Genomic DNA, 13,164 nt, shown 5'->3' on the forward strand with positions numbered 1-13,164 from the left:
TGGTCAAAGGAGTAAGGATGCGATGAGCGAACAAGACGATACCAAGAACCTGGTGCGCGCGACGACTGCGAAAGACATACGCAAGATGATCGAGCACCTCGCGGACGATGACATCCTGCTGATACAGGGCTACGAAGGTGGATTTGACGCAGTCACTGGCCTGGAGGAAAAGGAGGGGGTCGTCTTCAAGCCAGGAGCTTTCGACTGGGAAGGAGAGTTCGATGAAAGCTCGACATCACCACGCCCAGGTATGCAATGGGTCAGCGATCACCAGGGAGAAATACCGGTCGGCAAGGTCTACGTGCTGATGGGCAGGCGGGGTGGTAGTGCTTATCCGAGGGCTACCGGCACCCGAGGAGCTGATGACCCCGATGGCAGCTGACATGCTGGAAGTTTGAGATCAAGAAGGCCACCTGTAGGTGGCCTCTCTACTTAGCGCCCCAGGCCGACGTCGGAGTCGTCCCGGCGAGGCCTGGGCTTCCGGTCTTCGGGAGTTTTCCACTCCGGCGCCTGCATCTTGTATGCGTCCAGCGGCTCCTCGTACTCCATTGTGCGCTGCTTACCCCAGTACTCGGCCAACTCCATCAGCCCAGGCATCCGCTCTTTGAGGTAGCGAGGGTACTTGAGGAATGCGACCAGGTTGTCGGTGGTCTCCGGGCACATCCCGCCGGCAGGGTTCCAGAACACCAGAATCCCGTAGAACTCGTACTTGATGGTCGCGTAGAAGCAGTGGGATGAGGCCGTGCACAGCTTGCCGGTCTTCTCGCTGCGCTCGACCCCGGTGAGCATGAAAGGCTCGTCGACGTCGGTGAACTTGTCGAGTAGGACGTGGCTCAGCACCGTCAGCGGGTGCATGTGGTTGGCAGTGATGGGCTCTTCCAGGAGGCGAACCGTTTCCTCCTCGCTCAGGGGGAACTCCTTCTCTACTTCACCCAGGATTTTGACGATCTCTTTGATGGTCTCGAGCTGGTCGTCAGTCATCTTGGTCATGGTGTTCTCCGGGTAAAAATGCTCCTACCGTCAGGGTACAGAGTCAGAGCTGAATCCTGCAATTTATTGGAAAAGGAGTTGTTTTTCGTCGGCCGTCATTGTTATCGTTCGGGCCGTCCACAAGGCAGTGTATACCGGACTCTGCGTGCTTTGGACAGACGCAGGGCGACGCTTTTCGCTGTGTCATAATGTGTCCATGCCACTGATTTACCACGACTTTTGGAATCAAGCCGATGGAATCTCAAGTGCTTTACCTGGCCATCGCCTCCACGCTGGTCTATGTCGTCTACATGGTTTTCGGCCAATTCGGAGGCTTCGGGGACGATGGTCACTACCATGCAGATGGTGGTGACGACAGTTTCGGGGTTTTCCAGTACCTCTCCCTGCAGACCATCTTCCTGGTGGTCATGAGCTACAGCTGGTGCTGGCTGTTCTGGGATATCAAGAATCTCGGCCTAACCTCCACGATCCTGGGAACGGTGGTGATGGGTACGGCAATCGTTGCCGCGTGCATCTACAGCACCAGGAAGCTCTTCCGCGCCCTCGCGCCGGTCGAGGTGGAGCCGTTCAAGCCCACTGAGGGAATGCTCGGAGTGGTCGACGTAAGGGTGCCCGGCGATCTGTCGGACACCGGCATCGTTACCTTCCGTGATCCCGCGTCTGGCTCCTACGACATCCCGGCGCTCTCGCTTGATGAGCAGCTCAGTGGCGACACCGTGAAGGTGCACAGGGTTATCAACGACCGCCTGGTGCACGTCACCAAGGTCTGAATCAGCCGGCGCGAGCCGGAACGCTCAATTTATGGAGAATAGCAGTGTCTGAATTCGCATTGGGGTTGATGCCCTGGGTCATGGGTCTAGGCTTCATCATCTTCACGGTGGTCTGCTTCATGAAGCAGTACCGCCTGGTGCCGAACGACGAGGTGATGGTCGTCTACGGCGGTCTCAATAAGACCGGCGCGGCAAAGATCATCAAGGGTGGTTCGGGCACTTTCATCATCCCGTTCATCCAGCAGTTCCGCATGCTCTCCCTGGCGCCGCGCACGGTGAAAATCGACCTGGAGAACACGCTCTCTGCGGACAAGATCCGCGTGAACGTGCCCAGCGTCTTCACCTACGGCGTCGGCGTCAAAGAGCCTGAGGTCTTGCAGGACGCTGCACGCCTCCTGCTGGATATGAACACCCAGCAGGTCGACAGTCTGGCCATCAGCACCATCACCGGCTCCCTGCGCCAGGTGATCGCTGACCTGTCGATTGAAGAGCTGATCCGTGACCGTGACACACTGATCAAGCGTGTTGAGGAGATCGTGGGCTCTCAGCTGCGTAAGGTCGGTTTGGTCATCCTGAACAGTAACATTACCGACATCACGGATAGCTCCGGCTTCATCGATGCCATCGGCCAGAAGGCTGCCTCTCAGGCAGTCAACCAGGCCAAGATCGAGGTGGCCGAGCAAACCCGTAAGGGCGAGATCGGCGTCCAGGAGCACAACACCGAGCGCATGATCGGTGTCGCCAAGCAGAAGACTGGCGCCGAGCTTGGCGTGAATACCGCCGAGCGTGACCGTATGGTGGGTGTGGCCAAGCTGGAGGCAGAAACTGTCAACGGCAAGAACATGGCCAGGGCCGAGATGGCCGACTCTAACGCCACCCTGCAACAGCGTGAGGCTGCTGCATACGAAGCCGGCGAAGTCAGACGTGCTCAGGCTGAGTCTCGCGTAGCTGATGAGCAGCGCCAGGCCCGCCAAGCAGAGCTTGGCCGTGACTCCCTCCCGAAGGCCGAGATCGAGCGTCAGGAGGCAATCATCGCGGCTGAAGCCGAAGCCTCCGTAACTCAGAAAAAGGCCGAGGGTGAGGCTGCAGCGATCTTTGCTCGTTACGAGGCAGAGGCCAGGGGGCAGCAGAAGGTGTATGACGCTCAGGCCGCCGGTTTCAAGGCGATTGTTGATGCGTGTGGCGGCAACGCTGACGCTGCAATCCGCATGATCCTCGCGGACAAGTCTCCGATCCTGGCTGAGATTCAAGCCAAGGCACTCTCCAACCTCAACATCGGCAACGTCACCGTATGGGACAGCGGGTCTGGTTCGGGTGACGGTGAGGATGGCGCTCTCAAACGCGTCACCAGAGACTTCCTGTCCATGATTCCGGCGGCCCACGGCATTGCCAAAGAAATGGGTGTCTCCCTCCCGAGCTTCCTGGGCCAGATGCTCAGCGGCAAAGGCGAAGTGAACCCGGATGCACCGCCTCCGCCGGTTACCGAAGGCGAAGTTGTGAGCGAGCAGGCAAAGGCGTAAGCCTACCTGTGAAGCGAAGAAGCCGCCCTCGGGCGGCTTCTTTCATTCTGGCGATGGCTCCCAGAGAGATGTCCGGTAGCTCGGGTTTGAGAACTGAGTTTTCTCTCGGAGCCGCACCTTCAGGCCTGGGTGCTTGAACCCCTCAAACAAATGGTTCTGATGCTCCCAATTTGGCCTCAGCTCATACCGTCTGCTTTGGAGCTTTGCCATCTGGGCTGGTGTCCTATCGGGGGCATCCATGAAGCTAGTCGACAAGTGACACAGATAGCCATCGTGGTTGCCGAAGTAGACACCCATAGGCACCTCGGTGCTCACCATGGCCCACACTTCACCCTGACCTAGGTTTGAGCAGTATTCGTAGATGTCTTTCACGAGGCTGTGGTGTCGGCGGATGATCAGCTCGCGAGCGAGGGTCTGCCGCCTGGCACTTTCGTCCGACGTGACTGTGATAGTCCGGCCTTTATCGTCCAAGTAGGTGCTGTGGCCGTCTACGCAGTAAGGAACCCCATCGTACTCTGCGAGCATCAGCTCTTCTGAGAGTAGAGATCTGCCTTTGGGGATCGATACTTCTAGCCCCTGTGCCCGGTAAACCTCAATCCGATCCTCATCACTTTGCTCGATTGGCGGCTCTCTCAGGCCTATCTCAACGAGCATTTCATTAAGACGCTTAGCTGCTTGGATTGTCATCGTCTTGAGGAGACTCTCGTCACCTCCAAGGTAGCGAAGGAGCAGGTTCTGGTCATCCTCCGTCAATGACTTGAAGAAGGCCTCGATGCGCTGCTCTTTCTCACTGTGATTCATCTGGAAAGCTCCTGGTATTCCCCATTTTAAGGGTGGAGATTCCGTGGGCGCGAGCAGTGGCCTTTGGGCTCAAATTCGCTGGTCTTGAGCCCGCGCGGCTTGGCAAAAGACTGGCTAGAAGCAGTCGTAAGTGGTGGTGGCGATATCGGTCGGAATATTCCAGCCCCTTACCTCCCAGGTCGGGGCTTTTAAGTCTACGCCGCCGGCAAGGCTCAGCCCCTGGTTCAGAGTGTTGATGGCGATGCTGATAAGAGCGCTGTAATCCCCATTGCCTGGATCGAAGAAGCTGTACTCTCCGCGCGAAACGCCCGCAATGATCTGTGCAGGAAGCATCTCGTTGTTCACCGAGGTCATGGTCGTCTGGCCCTCGCGGTGCAGGAGCACCGGAGTGAAGAACCTCTTCTCTCTGTCCTGGTTAACCGCGATCCGGGGCGCGAGGAAGTACTCGTCAAATCCCTCTGCTTCAAGCCGATCCTTCAAGCCGGCCAGCGACTCTGAAAGCTCATGCGGGAAGAAGTGCGTCTCTGTGACGAAGAACGGAATGGTGTTGCCCTCGAGCGCCAGCTCCATGATCTCCAGCGGCCAGTCCTTGTAAGGCTGGGGTTTGGACAGTCGCCAACCGACAGCCCGAAGCACATAGGCCCAGTGGTTGCCTGGAGAGCGTTCATCTGGCTCGGTCAGAGGGTAGAACCGCTGCATTGCGACTCGCTGATCAATCCACGCATGGGCAGCCTTCTCTGACTTGATGCCTGGATCTAGCTCCTGAACCAAGGCCAGGGACTTTTCCGGGTTGTGGTAAGCCCCTTTGTGCATCGAGATACGCGCCAGCATGAACTTAGCCATCTGGGTCATCGGAGGGATCACGCCATCCAGCTGGCGGGGTAGTTCCGGGTGCTTGATAGTGGCGAGGAAGCGGGGAGCCCACTTAGCGATGTAGGAAGCAGCGGAGGCCCTGCCGGCATTGAGCATGAGGATCGCGAGATTGCAGGCATTGAACATGCCCATGGCAAGTCCGAGCTCAGCAGCTTCCTCGTATAGCTCCATTGCGCGATCCCAGTCTGGCGCGGCGCCGATGGTGCCGCCCTGGTGTAAGCCGGCCAGGTTAACCATCGCAGAGGCCCGCAGGAGGTCATCATCGGCGAACTCGATGGCCAGACTGAAAAGCCTGGCCTGGCTCTGGGTGCAGTGAAGGGTTTGCTCTTGCTGGTCGAGGAGGGTGCCGGCATTGAACGCAGCCTCGGCCGATCCGGCCTCTGCAGCCTTCAGCAGCATCTGCATGAAGCGCTTTGTGATCTTTCGGCGCATAACGGCCAGGTTAGACACGCTGGCGAGTACACGCCGTGCGAGCATGTCCGAGACCACATCGTCGATTTTGATGGTCTGGACTTCCTTGCCGTCCTCCAGACGCGAGAACGTGTAGTTGTCCAGGATGGTGCTGATCACGTCCGCAGCCCCGCAGGTGTCGCCAGCCTGCAGGATCTGCAGGGCGCTGCGCCAGCGAAGATCAGTAGTGGGAGCCGAAAGCTGGTCGAATTCTTCCAGGGAGATGAAGTCGATTTCGTGGCTCATGGCGGGGTCTCGGGCTGCGTGTGGGGCGCAGACTACCACGACCATTTGGGGTAATCTCGGTTCAAAATAGCGGTGGGTGCTGAGCATCACCGTCCGGCAACCGAAGGAGTCGAACATGCCGAGACCCATTACTGACCCGATTCAGCTGGCCGTGGTTGACCACTATGAGAGGTTGATTGGAGCTCATAGAAGGTTCTCCAGGTCTAATGACCTAAATGTGTTTTCTGAAAAAGAGCCTGGGAATAAGATCAAAAAAGCAGGGGCCAAGTTTCAGAATCGTTCGCCAAAAATGTGCTCTACCTCCCCGGCGGCCAAGGAGGAGCCTACTAACGATTATTCTGAGCCGGTATTTCTCAAGCTTATTAGGGATAATCCATTTCTACTGAGAACTCCAGGATTATATTCTGGCGGCTTGTACTTGGGGTCTATAATAAGTGAACTTACAATACCGCACAGATACAAACGACCTGATTTTGTCTATATAACTGTACAGGCAAATCTAATTAAGTTCACCCTGGTTGAAATAGAGAGGCCCTCTAGGCAGATTTTTACTAAGAATGGGTTTCACGAGAAATCTGGGGTGACTCAGGTTAAGTCGTGGCAAATGATGCGAACTCTCGACGATCTGAAGCATAATTTGCTTCGAAATTGCTCTGATTTGTTCGAAAAGTACCCGGTAATGCTTTTTGATTCCAGCGGAAAAATTTCAAGGCATTTACGGATTGAGATCGACTTTCTGCTCGTTACTGGGCGTGAGGAGATAGATCAGGAATGGAAGAGGCGCCTCGTAGACTCCCTGTACACAGAGTATGGGATTAAGTTGCTAACGCATCCAATGATGATAAATGAAATCAAGATTATGGCAAATACCGATGCCAATTGCCTCGGTGTAAAGTCTGATCGTTTGGTTTCTAGGACAACTGTAAATCCAACTCCTCTACAGCGTTATTTGAGCAAAATAACGAATGTTGATGGTTGTGGTGCGCGCGCTGCGGGATTCGACACTTTTCTTGCAAAACATGCTGGTCTGTGGGGTGGTTTCTCGTATCTTTGGCCAGATGAAGATGCTCGAAAACCAGCAAATCGGTTAGGGGTTTTCTATCGCTCCAAGGGGCGTTGCGAGCATCCAGGATGTGGACAGGATCTGTGTCTAGATGGAGTCGATCCATATCTTCATCCTGTTTGCTGGGATTTTGAGGGGGCTGAAAATGCTGAAAACCTCACCAGGGTTACTAATTTAGCTGTTTTATGTAGGGCGCATAAAGAAGAGTGGTTAAATCGGTCAATCCTGTATGGGCAGCAGCATGAATTGAGTAACATCCTTGCGCGCAAGTGGTCATATGATTTCAGAGGCGATGTTATTCATAACAAGTTCATATCATCATTTGGAGAGGGTGCTGCCGAGTCCTGCGCAAAGCATCTTGGCTATGATGGGGAGCCTGATGTTATTGAAGAGCTAGCGCATGCTCTCCCAGCATTTCACTCTATTCCATGGCAGGCGCAAATTAGGCTCGCAAAGCTGACAAGTGAGTGTTACAAAATTTCAGGTCGAGACGGAAAATTCATCGAGAAACCTGTGACCTGCAGGGCGACAAAAGCGGACGAATTTTTGTATTCATCAGGTCTTCTGAGTGCTTTGTATCTTGGCGATGGCATGTATGAGTTAATGCCAACAGCCCTCAGCTCTAAACTTGTATTCAGAATCCTATCTGATATGGGTGATAGGGCATGGGGTATTTTTCATTCGCTTTTCGAAGTAAATCTGAGGCATTTGCGTCAAACGGCTGAGCAAGTCTGGGCTGATAATAACGCTAGTACCACTTGAGGGCAGAACAAATGGTAAATTTGCCCCTCATAGTCAGATTACATCGGCATGGTGAAAGCGCAAGCAACGCCGGGCAAGCGACCAGCGACCCTGCAACTATTGAGCTGACTCAGCTTGGTCACGCCCAGGCCGCCAAGCTGGCTGAGGGATTCGAGCAGGCGCCCTCGACACTCATCGTTTCACCATTCTCCAGGGCGAGAGCTACAGCAGCTCCGCTGATTGGGCGATTCCCAGACTTGGAGCCTCAGGAATGGCCGATCTACGAGTTCACCTACCTGGCGCCAGCTCGCTGCGAGGGAATGAACGCAGCGCAGCGCCGGCCCCTGGTTGACGAGTACTGGAGCCGCGCTGACGTCGACTGGGTGGACGGTCATGAGGCAGAAAGCTTCTCATCGATGGTCGGTCGTGCCCGACAATGCCTGGAACGGCTCCAGGAGCTCCAAGGTGAGGTGGTTGTCGTTGGACATGGCCAAGTCATGCAGATGATCCGGATGCTCGTCTCCGATCAACCTGTAGCCATCGACGCCGCGTTCATGCGGCATTTCCGCTCCTACGACATGGCCAACATGATCAAGAACTGCGAAGGCTTCACTCTGGAGTGGGACGGCCACCGCTGGAGCATCGTGTAGAAGAGGGGGCTTAAGCCCCCTTTGTGGACATCATGCCTTCCAGCCGGGCACGAGCGTCCATTTGTGGCCCTCACGCAGCAAACTGCCAAGGCCGCAGTTGGGAGTACCGCTGGCGTCCTTCCCGAGCGCTTGGTTCCTCAGGTTGTCCCCGGTGTTGCCCAGGTACCCGAACTCTCCATCGGCCTTGTAGAGGAACTGGGAGTTACCGCAGGGGGTGGCCACAGTGAAGGTTCCTCCGCCGATCCCGGCGTTGACGAAGGAGTATGAGGCTGCCAGTGAGGCTTCTTTGCCTTGCTCTCGGATGAAAATCACCGCAGAGCCGTTTGTGTCCAAAATCCTCTCTCCGCTGATCAACAGCCAGGCACCGTCCCCTGATGGGTACGTAGGGGCAGGGGCCTCACTGCAGCCAGTGGCAGTAATGGCCGCGCCAGCGATGCAGGCGAATCGGATCAGGGTTTTCCAGCTTGTGTTGCGGTGCACTCGTGCTCTCCTCGACGAATTCCTTTGCGGGCTTTTGGTCGCGCCTTGATGAGGCGGATAGCAGACCTGTGAGTCACGCTAAAGGATTTTCTGAGGCTGTGCACTCCAAGTGCGGTGCATGTGCTCCTACCCCTGTTTCGGCTCACCAACTGCCCGTAGATCGCTTGCCGGAAACTGTGTGAAAAACTCCCTGGCACTTTGAGGTGTGGCGGTCAGCCAACTGTGATAGTCGCTGTCCTTCAGGATGACGACCATCCGCTTCTCATCGTCGGGTCGGTGGTAGTTCCGCATCAGGTCGTGGTCATCGGCATTGATGGTCAGCATGGAGAAGGAGTTGACGTCGTGCCCATCCTGGCCGCGCCAGCGCTCCCAGATGCCGGCGATCCCCATCATCTTGCCATCGGCCCTGCTTATCCTGGTCGGTACCGCCTTACCGCTGCGCCAGTCAGGCTCGTAGATGGCGGCGGCCGGGATAATGCAGTAACGCGCTTCGCGCCAAGCGGAACGATACGAGGGCTTGGTCTCGACCGTTTCTGTCCTGGCGTTGTATGTCCGCCGGCCGAAGGCCTTCTCCTTGGCCCAGAAGGGGATTAGGCCAAAGGCACCCAGGGCAGCCTCCATGGAGCCTGGTGCATCTCCTGGACGAATGAATGGGGCGTCATAGAGCGGGAAGACCTGTTGCTTGAAGTCCGGGGTATCGAGGCCGAAAGCGTCTTTCAGCTGGGAGTGGCTTGGGGCTTCGTAGTGGCTGCACATGGTTCGTACCTCAGGCGATCTATGGGGTGGAACCATAGTCGCCGAGGGACGGGGTGGCCAGGAATCAGCCTAGAGAGGGGCCAGAGCTCTCTGCCTGGGGGGCAGTTACTTCAGGAGATTGGACTTGGAACTCCGGAGCTACCTGGAGCGACATCCTGAGGGCTTCAGGGATGTGACCTGCATCGAAACCAACTGCGGATAGTGGATCGAAGAGATCCCACGTGGCCGGGTCGCCGAAGTGCTTTGTGATCTCCGCATGATCGGCCGGGTCGTGCATGTCGAAGACTCCCTGCTTGGTCACCCCCATGAAGTGCTGCAGCCAGATGTCCACGATGTAGCGTCCATCGATTACCGCGAAGCTATGGCCATCGCAATCCATGATGTCCTGATCCTCGACTGGATTGTCATCGACGTAGAAGCCGGCGCGCACACCGTTTCCCAGCGCCTCGACAACCCAGTCGGCACAGTTATCACAGCTGGACATGGGCTCACCGTTTGGAAGGCAAACTCGACCCTCAAACGGTTTTCCAGGGTTCTCGACCTGGAAGGCGGACTCATCGAGTCCGGTTCTGACGTCCAGTACCTGCTCCTCGGACTGAGAGAAGCGCTCAATCAGCTCCAGCTTTCTGCTCATGATCTGATCCTGATCGTTAGCCGAAGGATGGGGAGTTGTCTTCAGCGCCCTTGGGAGAGGGTTTTTCAGCGGCGAACTCAGGGGCAATCTGAATTGTCGGCCTGAGGGACTCAGGTACGAATTCAGCTTTCAACAGCACCTTAGTGCTGGGGTCATACAGATCCCACTTACTCGGGTCGCCAAAGTGATGCGTGATCGCGGCATGATCGGCCGGGTCATGCATGTCAAAGACACCTTGTTTGCTCGTCTCCGTGAAATGCTGCAGCCAGACATCTACGATGAAACGGCCATCGATCACGGCGAAGTTGTGCCCCTCTGCATCGACAATGGCCATGTCCTCGACTGGATTGTCCTCGACGAAGAACCCAGCGCGCATGCCAGTACCAAGAACTTCGATGACCCAGTCGGCACAGTGGTGGCAGTAGAACATCTCCTTGCCGTTAGGGAGCACCGATACGCCGTTGAACTCCCGACCTGAGTACTGGGCAGCGTGCTCATCCTCTGGGAGGTTGGTACTGTAGTCGACTTGTCGATCCTCTGATTTCGCGAAGCGATCAATCAGCTGCTGCTTTCTGCTCATAGGGTACTCCTGGTTTTCTCCATAATGCCCTGGGATTTACAGTCGTTCCCAGTGCAATTTGCCGGTAAAGGAGATGCCTCCGTATGATGTGGTGATAGGAGGCTCCATTGATGAAGCATGCTGATCTACTGGCCCGCCTAGCGGGTACGCACGTTGTCGACGACGCTGGACTGCCACTACGTGTCTATCGTGGCGAGAAAGCTGCGCCGGCCCCCGGCCATGAAGGCATGCACACGCTGCTGCCGTCGCTGTCCTTCGCCAGCGCCAGGATCGCGAGTGCCTATTCCTGGGCTGATATTGGTGAGGATGCCTGGTGTCGAGCTGAACCCTCTGCCGCTGATGCACCGCGCGTGTACCCGGTCTACCTCGACATGAAGAACCCGGCCTTCAACCAGCCGAATGACCCGTTCCTGGAGTACACCGACCTGGTGCGCGTGCTGGGAGAGGATCTGGCCATGCACTTCATGGTGCAGCACGAGCAGCTGGCCATGCAGACGGGTGCCTGGGAGGAGCTTTCGGATGAGCTTGGCTGCAGCTCCATCGCCCAAGTTGCGAACAAAGACCGGGCCCGCCTGAACGAGCTGTACATCCAGCTGTACCCGCTGCTTGATGATCCAGACTTCATCGGTGTGCTTCGCCAGGCCGGCTACGACGGCGCCATCTACACAGGCTCAGGGGTTGGGCTACGTGAGGTCGAGTACCGCGTCTTCGACGAGAGCTCAGTGATCTACGCCTTCTCCGTAGAGCCGGCGCCAGCGCCAGCTATCATACGAGAGAGGGTGGTCGAGGAGACCTGCTTCTCCATCTAGCGGCGCTTCGCGGCACGTGTTTCCATCGCGGGGATGATGGCCATCAGATCCTGATCAGTATCGAGACTGGCGTAGAACCCTTGCTTCATCCCATAAGCCACAGGCTCAAATTTCGTCGGCACCGGTTCAAATGGAAGGCTGGAGAAGAATTTGTCTTGCTGCTGTTCAGGAGTAAGGTCGCAGACGCAGAAGACCCGATCACCATCCTTGAGAAAGAGCACCATATCGCTGAAATGCCCAGGGGCCTTCATCCAGGCACCATGAGCGTAAGTGGTGACGATTAGTGGAGAGCGGTTGCCAGAAGTCAGCTCAACCAGTCGGGCTATCATCTTATCAGCGGGGGTCAACGTAATCGGAGTTTGGCGCGGGATAGGCTCCCCGACCCTGGCTCGAAGAGCCGCATTTATTTGGCGCTTGAGGCGGTCAACACGACTCTCAAGCTCATTCAGCTCCTGATCCGTAAAGATCTCGTAGCTTCCGAAATCAGGCTTGAACCAATAGCTCAGCGCCAGCTTCTTTACCTGTGATTGTGGGCCAACCTTGTTGCTGTCGATGTAGGTCAGTTCGAGGCCAAGTTCTACGCCATGGACTAGCTCATCAAGCAGGATGCGCATCATGGTCAGGTCAGGGCTCATCATCTCCAGAGACAGATCAACCTCAGCGACGTGGATACCGCCTTTCTCGAGCTTCACCGGGCCATTTAGCCGAACCACTGCATCGAAAGCGCCGGCAGAGCATGATGTGACTTCCAGGCCAGTGAGGTGGGCGCTAGCCTGCCCGTTGACCACGAACGGCAACTCAATGGAGAAAGAGGCAGATTTGACACCAATCAGCTCACCCTCAAGATTGGACTGATCTTCAATCCACAGGTGGTAGTCCGGCCACGCCGCAGCAACTGCTACCTCAAGCTCATCTTCCGACTCGCAAAGCCCCCTGATGTGTTGACTGTGGAAGTCACGATACTCGGCATGTGTTAGGTAGGCCGGGTGCTTAACTGGAAGCTGCTGCACAGTCCCGGCGGTCGCTAGCGCAACATCTGCGGGTGCGAGCTGCCAGAGCTTGGAAAGAGTAGGGAAGACCTTGAGAACTCCGAGTAGATCGATAGGCATCTCGACTCCTGTCACATGGCCTGTAAACTCTACGGATGGCGATGATATGCCAGCGGCTTGGGTTCGCCCAGCCACAAACTGTCCTGACCGGCGCGCCGGTCAGACACTTTCGCATGCCCGGCCATACTCGGGATGCATTCAAGGGTGGGTTGATGAACGACACGACAAGATCTGCACTCGTTTCCTGTGAGATGCAGACGGCAAGGCAAGCTTTGGAGAACCTGGTGAAGGCGAGGGCTGCCCTCAACGTTTCGGCGAAGGCCGGGCTTCTGGAGATCAATATCTCCCCTGAGCTCGCGGCTCACTACATCGAGTTGCACGGAGATAAGGGTCGGTATGACCTGGAAGTACTCACCGGCCGGCGGGACACTATCGCGTCGGTGAACACAAAGATTTTCATGCGCCTCGAAGACCCGGTGGATACCGGGGCCTTGGAGCAGATTGTCGAGTCATCGAGCTGCAAACTGTTCATGCGGCATGATGGTTTACCGGCGCCGCTTGCCTCTGGCTACCAGCAACCTGAACCGATCCATGAGCGGAGCTTCGCGAGCAGGCTCATGCGCAGAGCGAGATCTCTTCTCGGCTGCTAGGACGGCAAGCCTGCAGACTCAAAATGCTCTACGTGTCGAACATTAAGCTAGTTAGTGATCGATGTGTAGAGCATTTTACTTGAGTTTCATTGGGTATGAGTT

General features: G+C 56.4%; 15 protein-coding genes. 7 read left to right on the forward strand and 8 right to left on the reverse strand.

Annotated elements, in window-relative coordinates:
* Positions 1-22 precede the first annotated feature (22 nt).
* Positions 23-382 carry a hypothetical protein gene (locus HNP46_RS29990; RefSeq protein ID WP_184596407.1) on the forward strand — a complete coding sequence of 120 codons (360 nt, stop codon included), beginning with the start codon at positions 23-25 and terminating at the stop codon, positions 380-382.
* Between the two features lie 50 nt (positions 383-432).
* Here HNP46_RS29990 and HNP46_RS29995 read toward each other — a convergent pair whose 3' ends face one another.
* On the reverse strand, positions 433-990 hold the full coding sequence (locus tag HNP46_RS29995) for a hypothetical protein (protein WP_184596409.1): 558 nt from the start codon (positions 988-990) through the stop codon (positions 433-435).
* 245 nt (positions 991-1,235) lie between these two features.
* On the opposite strand from HNP46_RS29995, the gene HNP46_RS30000 reads away from it, so the two are divergent.
* Both HNP46_RS30000 and HNP46_RS30005 read left to right on the forward strand, forming a co-directional pair.
* Entirely contained in the window at positions 1,236-1,760 is a 525-nt protein-coding gene (locus HNP46_RS30000; RefSeq protein WP_184596411.1) for a hypothetical protein, read from the forward strand.
* 44 nt (positions 1,761-1,804) lie between these two features.
* Positions 1,805-3,280 (forward strand): flotillin family protein, encoded by a 1,476-nt coding sequence (locus HNP46_RS30005; RefSeq protein WP_184596413.1) that lies wholly within the window; start codon positions 1,805-1,807, stop codon positions 3,278-3,280.
* A gap of 42 nt (positions 3,281-3,322) precedes the next feature.
* Here the strand turns inward: HNP46_RS30005 and HNP46_RS30010 are convergent, their stop codons facing one another.
* Together HNP46_RS30010 and HNP46_RS30015 are read right to left on the reverse strand one after the other, a co-directional pair.
* Positions 3,323-4,081 (reverse strand): hypothetical protein, encoded by a 759-nt coding sequence (locus tag HNP46_RS30010; protein ID WP_184596415.1) that lies wholly within the window; start codon positions 4,079-4,081, stop codon positions 3,323-3,325.
* A gap of 114 nt (positions 4,082-4,195) precedes the next feature.
* A complete protein-coding gene (locus HNP46_RS30015; protein ID WP_184596417.1) occupies positions 4,196-5,650 on the reverse strand; it encodes an SEL1-like repeat protein in 1,455 nt (484 codons plus the stop codon).
* Between the two features lie 115 nt (positions 5,651-5,765).
* On the opposite strand from HNP46_RS30015, the gene HNP46_RS30020 reads away from it, so the two are divergent.
* Both HNP46_RS30020 and HNP46_RS30025 read left to right on the forward strand, forming a co-directional pair.
* Complete coding sequence (locus HNP46_RS30020) at positions 5,766-7,475, forward strand: hypothetical protein (protein WP_184596419.1); 1,710 nt, start codon at positions 5,766-5,768, stop codon at positions 7,473-7,475.
* An 11-nt stretch (positions 7,476-7,486) separates the two neighbouring features.
* The gene (locus tag HNP46_RS30025) at positions 7,487-8,104 is read left to right on the forward strand and encodes a histidine phosphatase family protein (protein ID WP_184596421.1); all 618 of its coding nucleotides are present in this window, start codon (positions 7,487-7,489) and stop codon (positions 8,102-8,104) included.
* Positions 8,105-8,134: 30 nt separating this feature from the next.
* Here HNP46_RS30025 and HNP46_RS30030 read toward each other — a convergent pair whose 3' ends face one another.
* From HNP46_RS30030 to HNP46_RS30045, 4 genes are all read right to left on the reverse strand, one after another.
* A complete protein-coding gene (locus tag HNP46_RS30030) occupies positions 8,135-8,584 on the reverse strand; it encodes a hypothetical protein (RefSeq protein WP_184596423.1) in 450 nt (149 codons plus the stop codon).
* A 126-nt stretch (positions 8,585-8,710) separates the two neighbouring features.
* Positions 8,711-9,340, reverse strand: a complete 630-nt coding sequence (locus HNP46_RS30035) for an SOS response-associated peptidase (protein WP_184596425.1) — start codon at positions 9,338-9,340, stop codon at positions 8,711-8,713.
* A 64-nt stretch (positions 9,341-9,404) separates the two neighbouring features.
* The gene (locus HNP46_RS30040; protein ID WP_184596427.1) at positions 9,405-9,974 is read right to left on the reverse strand and encodes a hypothetical protein; all 570 of its coding nucleotides are present in this window, start codon (positions 9,972-9,974) and stop codon (positions 9,405-9,407) included.
* A gap of 16 nt (positions 9,975-9,990) precedes the next feature.
* Positions 9,991-10,554, reverse strand: a complete 564-nt coding sequence (locus HNP46_RS30045) for a hypothetical protein (protein ID WP_184596429.1) — start codon at positions 10,552-10,554, stop codon at positions 9,991-9,993.
* A gap of 110 nt (positions 10,555-10,664) precedes the next feature.
* Between HNP46_RS30045 and HNP46_RS30050 the strand changes: the two genes are divergently transcribed.
* Positions 10,665-11,363 (forward strand): hypothetical protein, encoded by a 699-nt coding sequence (locus HNP46_RS30050; protein ID WP_184596430.1) that lies wholly within the window; start codon positions 10,665-10,667, stop codon positions 11,361-11,363.
* On the opposite strand, the gene HNP46_RS30055 is transcribed toward HNP46_RS30050, so the two are convergent.
* The gene (locus HNP46_RS30055; protein ID WP_184596432.1) at positions 11,360-12,472 is read right to left on the reverse strand and encodes a hypothetical protein; all 1,113 of its coding nucleotides are present in this window, start codon (positions 12,470-12,472) and stop codon (positions 11,360-11,362) included. The genes HNP46_RS30050 and HNP46_RS30055 overlap by 4 nt on opposite strands.
* A 152-nt stretch (positions 12,473-12,624) precedes the next feature.
* Between HNP46_RS30055 and HNP46_RS30060 the strand changes: the two genes are divergently transcribed.
* Positions 12,625-13,062: a hypothetical protein gene (locus tag HNP46_RS30060; protein WP_184596434.1), complete on the forward strand. Its 438-nt coding sequence runs from the start codon at positions 12,625-12,627 to the stop codon at positions 13,060-13,062.
* Positions 13,063-13,164: the final 102 nt, after the last annotated feature.

The sequence above is a fragment of the Pseudomonas nitroreducens genome, from assembly GCF_014204515.1.
Lineage (GTDB): Bacteria > Pseudomonadota > Gammaproteobacteria > Pseudomonadales > Pseudomonadaceae > Pseudomonas > Pseudomonas nitritireducens_A.

Bases quoted from the DNA above. Each gene is read 5' to 3' on its own strand.
- HNP46_RS30020 (WP_184596419.1), top strand. From the start codon at position 5,766: ATGCCGAGACCCATTACTGACCCGATTCAGCTGGCCGTGGTTGACCAC.
- HNP46_RS30035 (WP_184596425.1), bottom strand. From the start codon at position 9,340: ATGTGCAGCCACTACGAAGCCCCAAGCCACTCCCAGCTGAAAGACGCT.
- HNP46_RS30015 (WP_184596417.1), bottom strand. From the start codon at position 5,650: ATGAGCCACGAAATCGACTTCATCTCCCTGGAAGAATTCGACCAGCTT.
- HNP46_RS30055 (WP_184596432.1), bottom strand. From the start codon at position 12,472: ATGCCTATCGATCTACTCGGAGTTCTCAAGGTCTTCCCTACTCTTTCC.
- HNP46_RS30025 (WP_184596421.1), top strand. From the start codon at position 7,487: ATGGTAAATTTGCCCCTCATAGTCAGATTACATCGGCATGGTGAAAGC.
- HNP46_RS30050 (WP_184596430.1), top strand. From the start codon at position 10,665: ATGAAGCATGCTGATCTACTGGCCCGCCTAGCGGGTACGCACGTTGTC.
- HNP46_RS30010 (WP_184596415.1), bottom strand. From the start codon at position 4,081: ATGAATCACAGTGAGAAAGAGCAGCGCATCGAGGCCTTCTTCAAGTCA.
- HNP46_RS30045 (WP_184596429.1), bottom strand. From the start codon at position 10,554: ATGAGCAGAAAGCAGCAGCTGATTGATCGCTTCGCGAAATCAGAGGAT.
- HNP46_RS29995 (WP_184596409.1), bottom strand. From the start codon at position 990: ATGACCAAGATGACTGACGACCAGCTCGAGACCATCAAAGAGATCGTC.
- HNP46_RS30060 (WP_184596434.1), top strand. From the start codon at position 12,625: ATGAACGACACGACAAGATCTGCACTCGTTTCCTGTGAGATGCAGACG.
- HNP46_RS29990 (WP_184596407.1), top strand. From the start codon at position 23: ATGAGCGAACAAGACGATACCAAGAACCTGGTGCGCGCGACGACTGCG.
- HNP46_RS30040 (WP_184596427.1), bottom strand. From the start codon at position 9,974: ATGAGCAGAAAGCTGGAGCTGATTGAGCGCTTCTCTCAGTCCGAGGAG.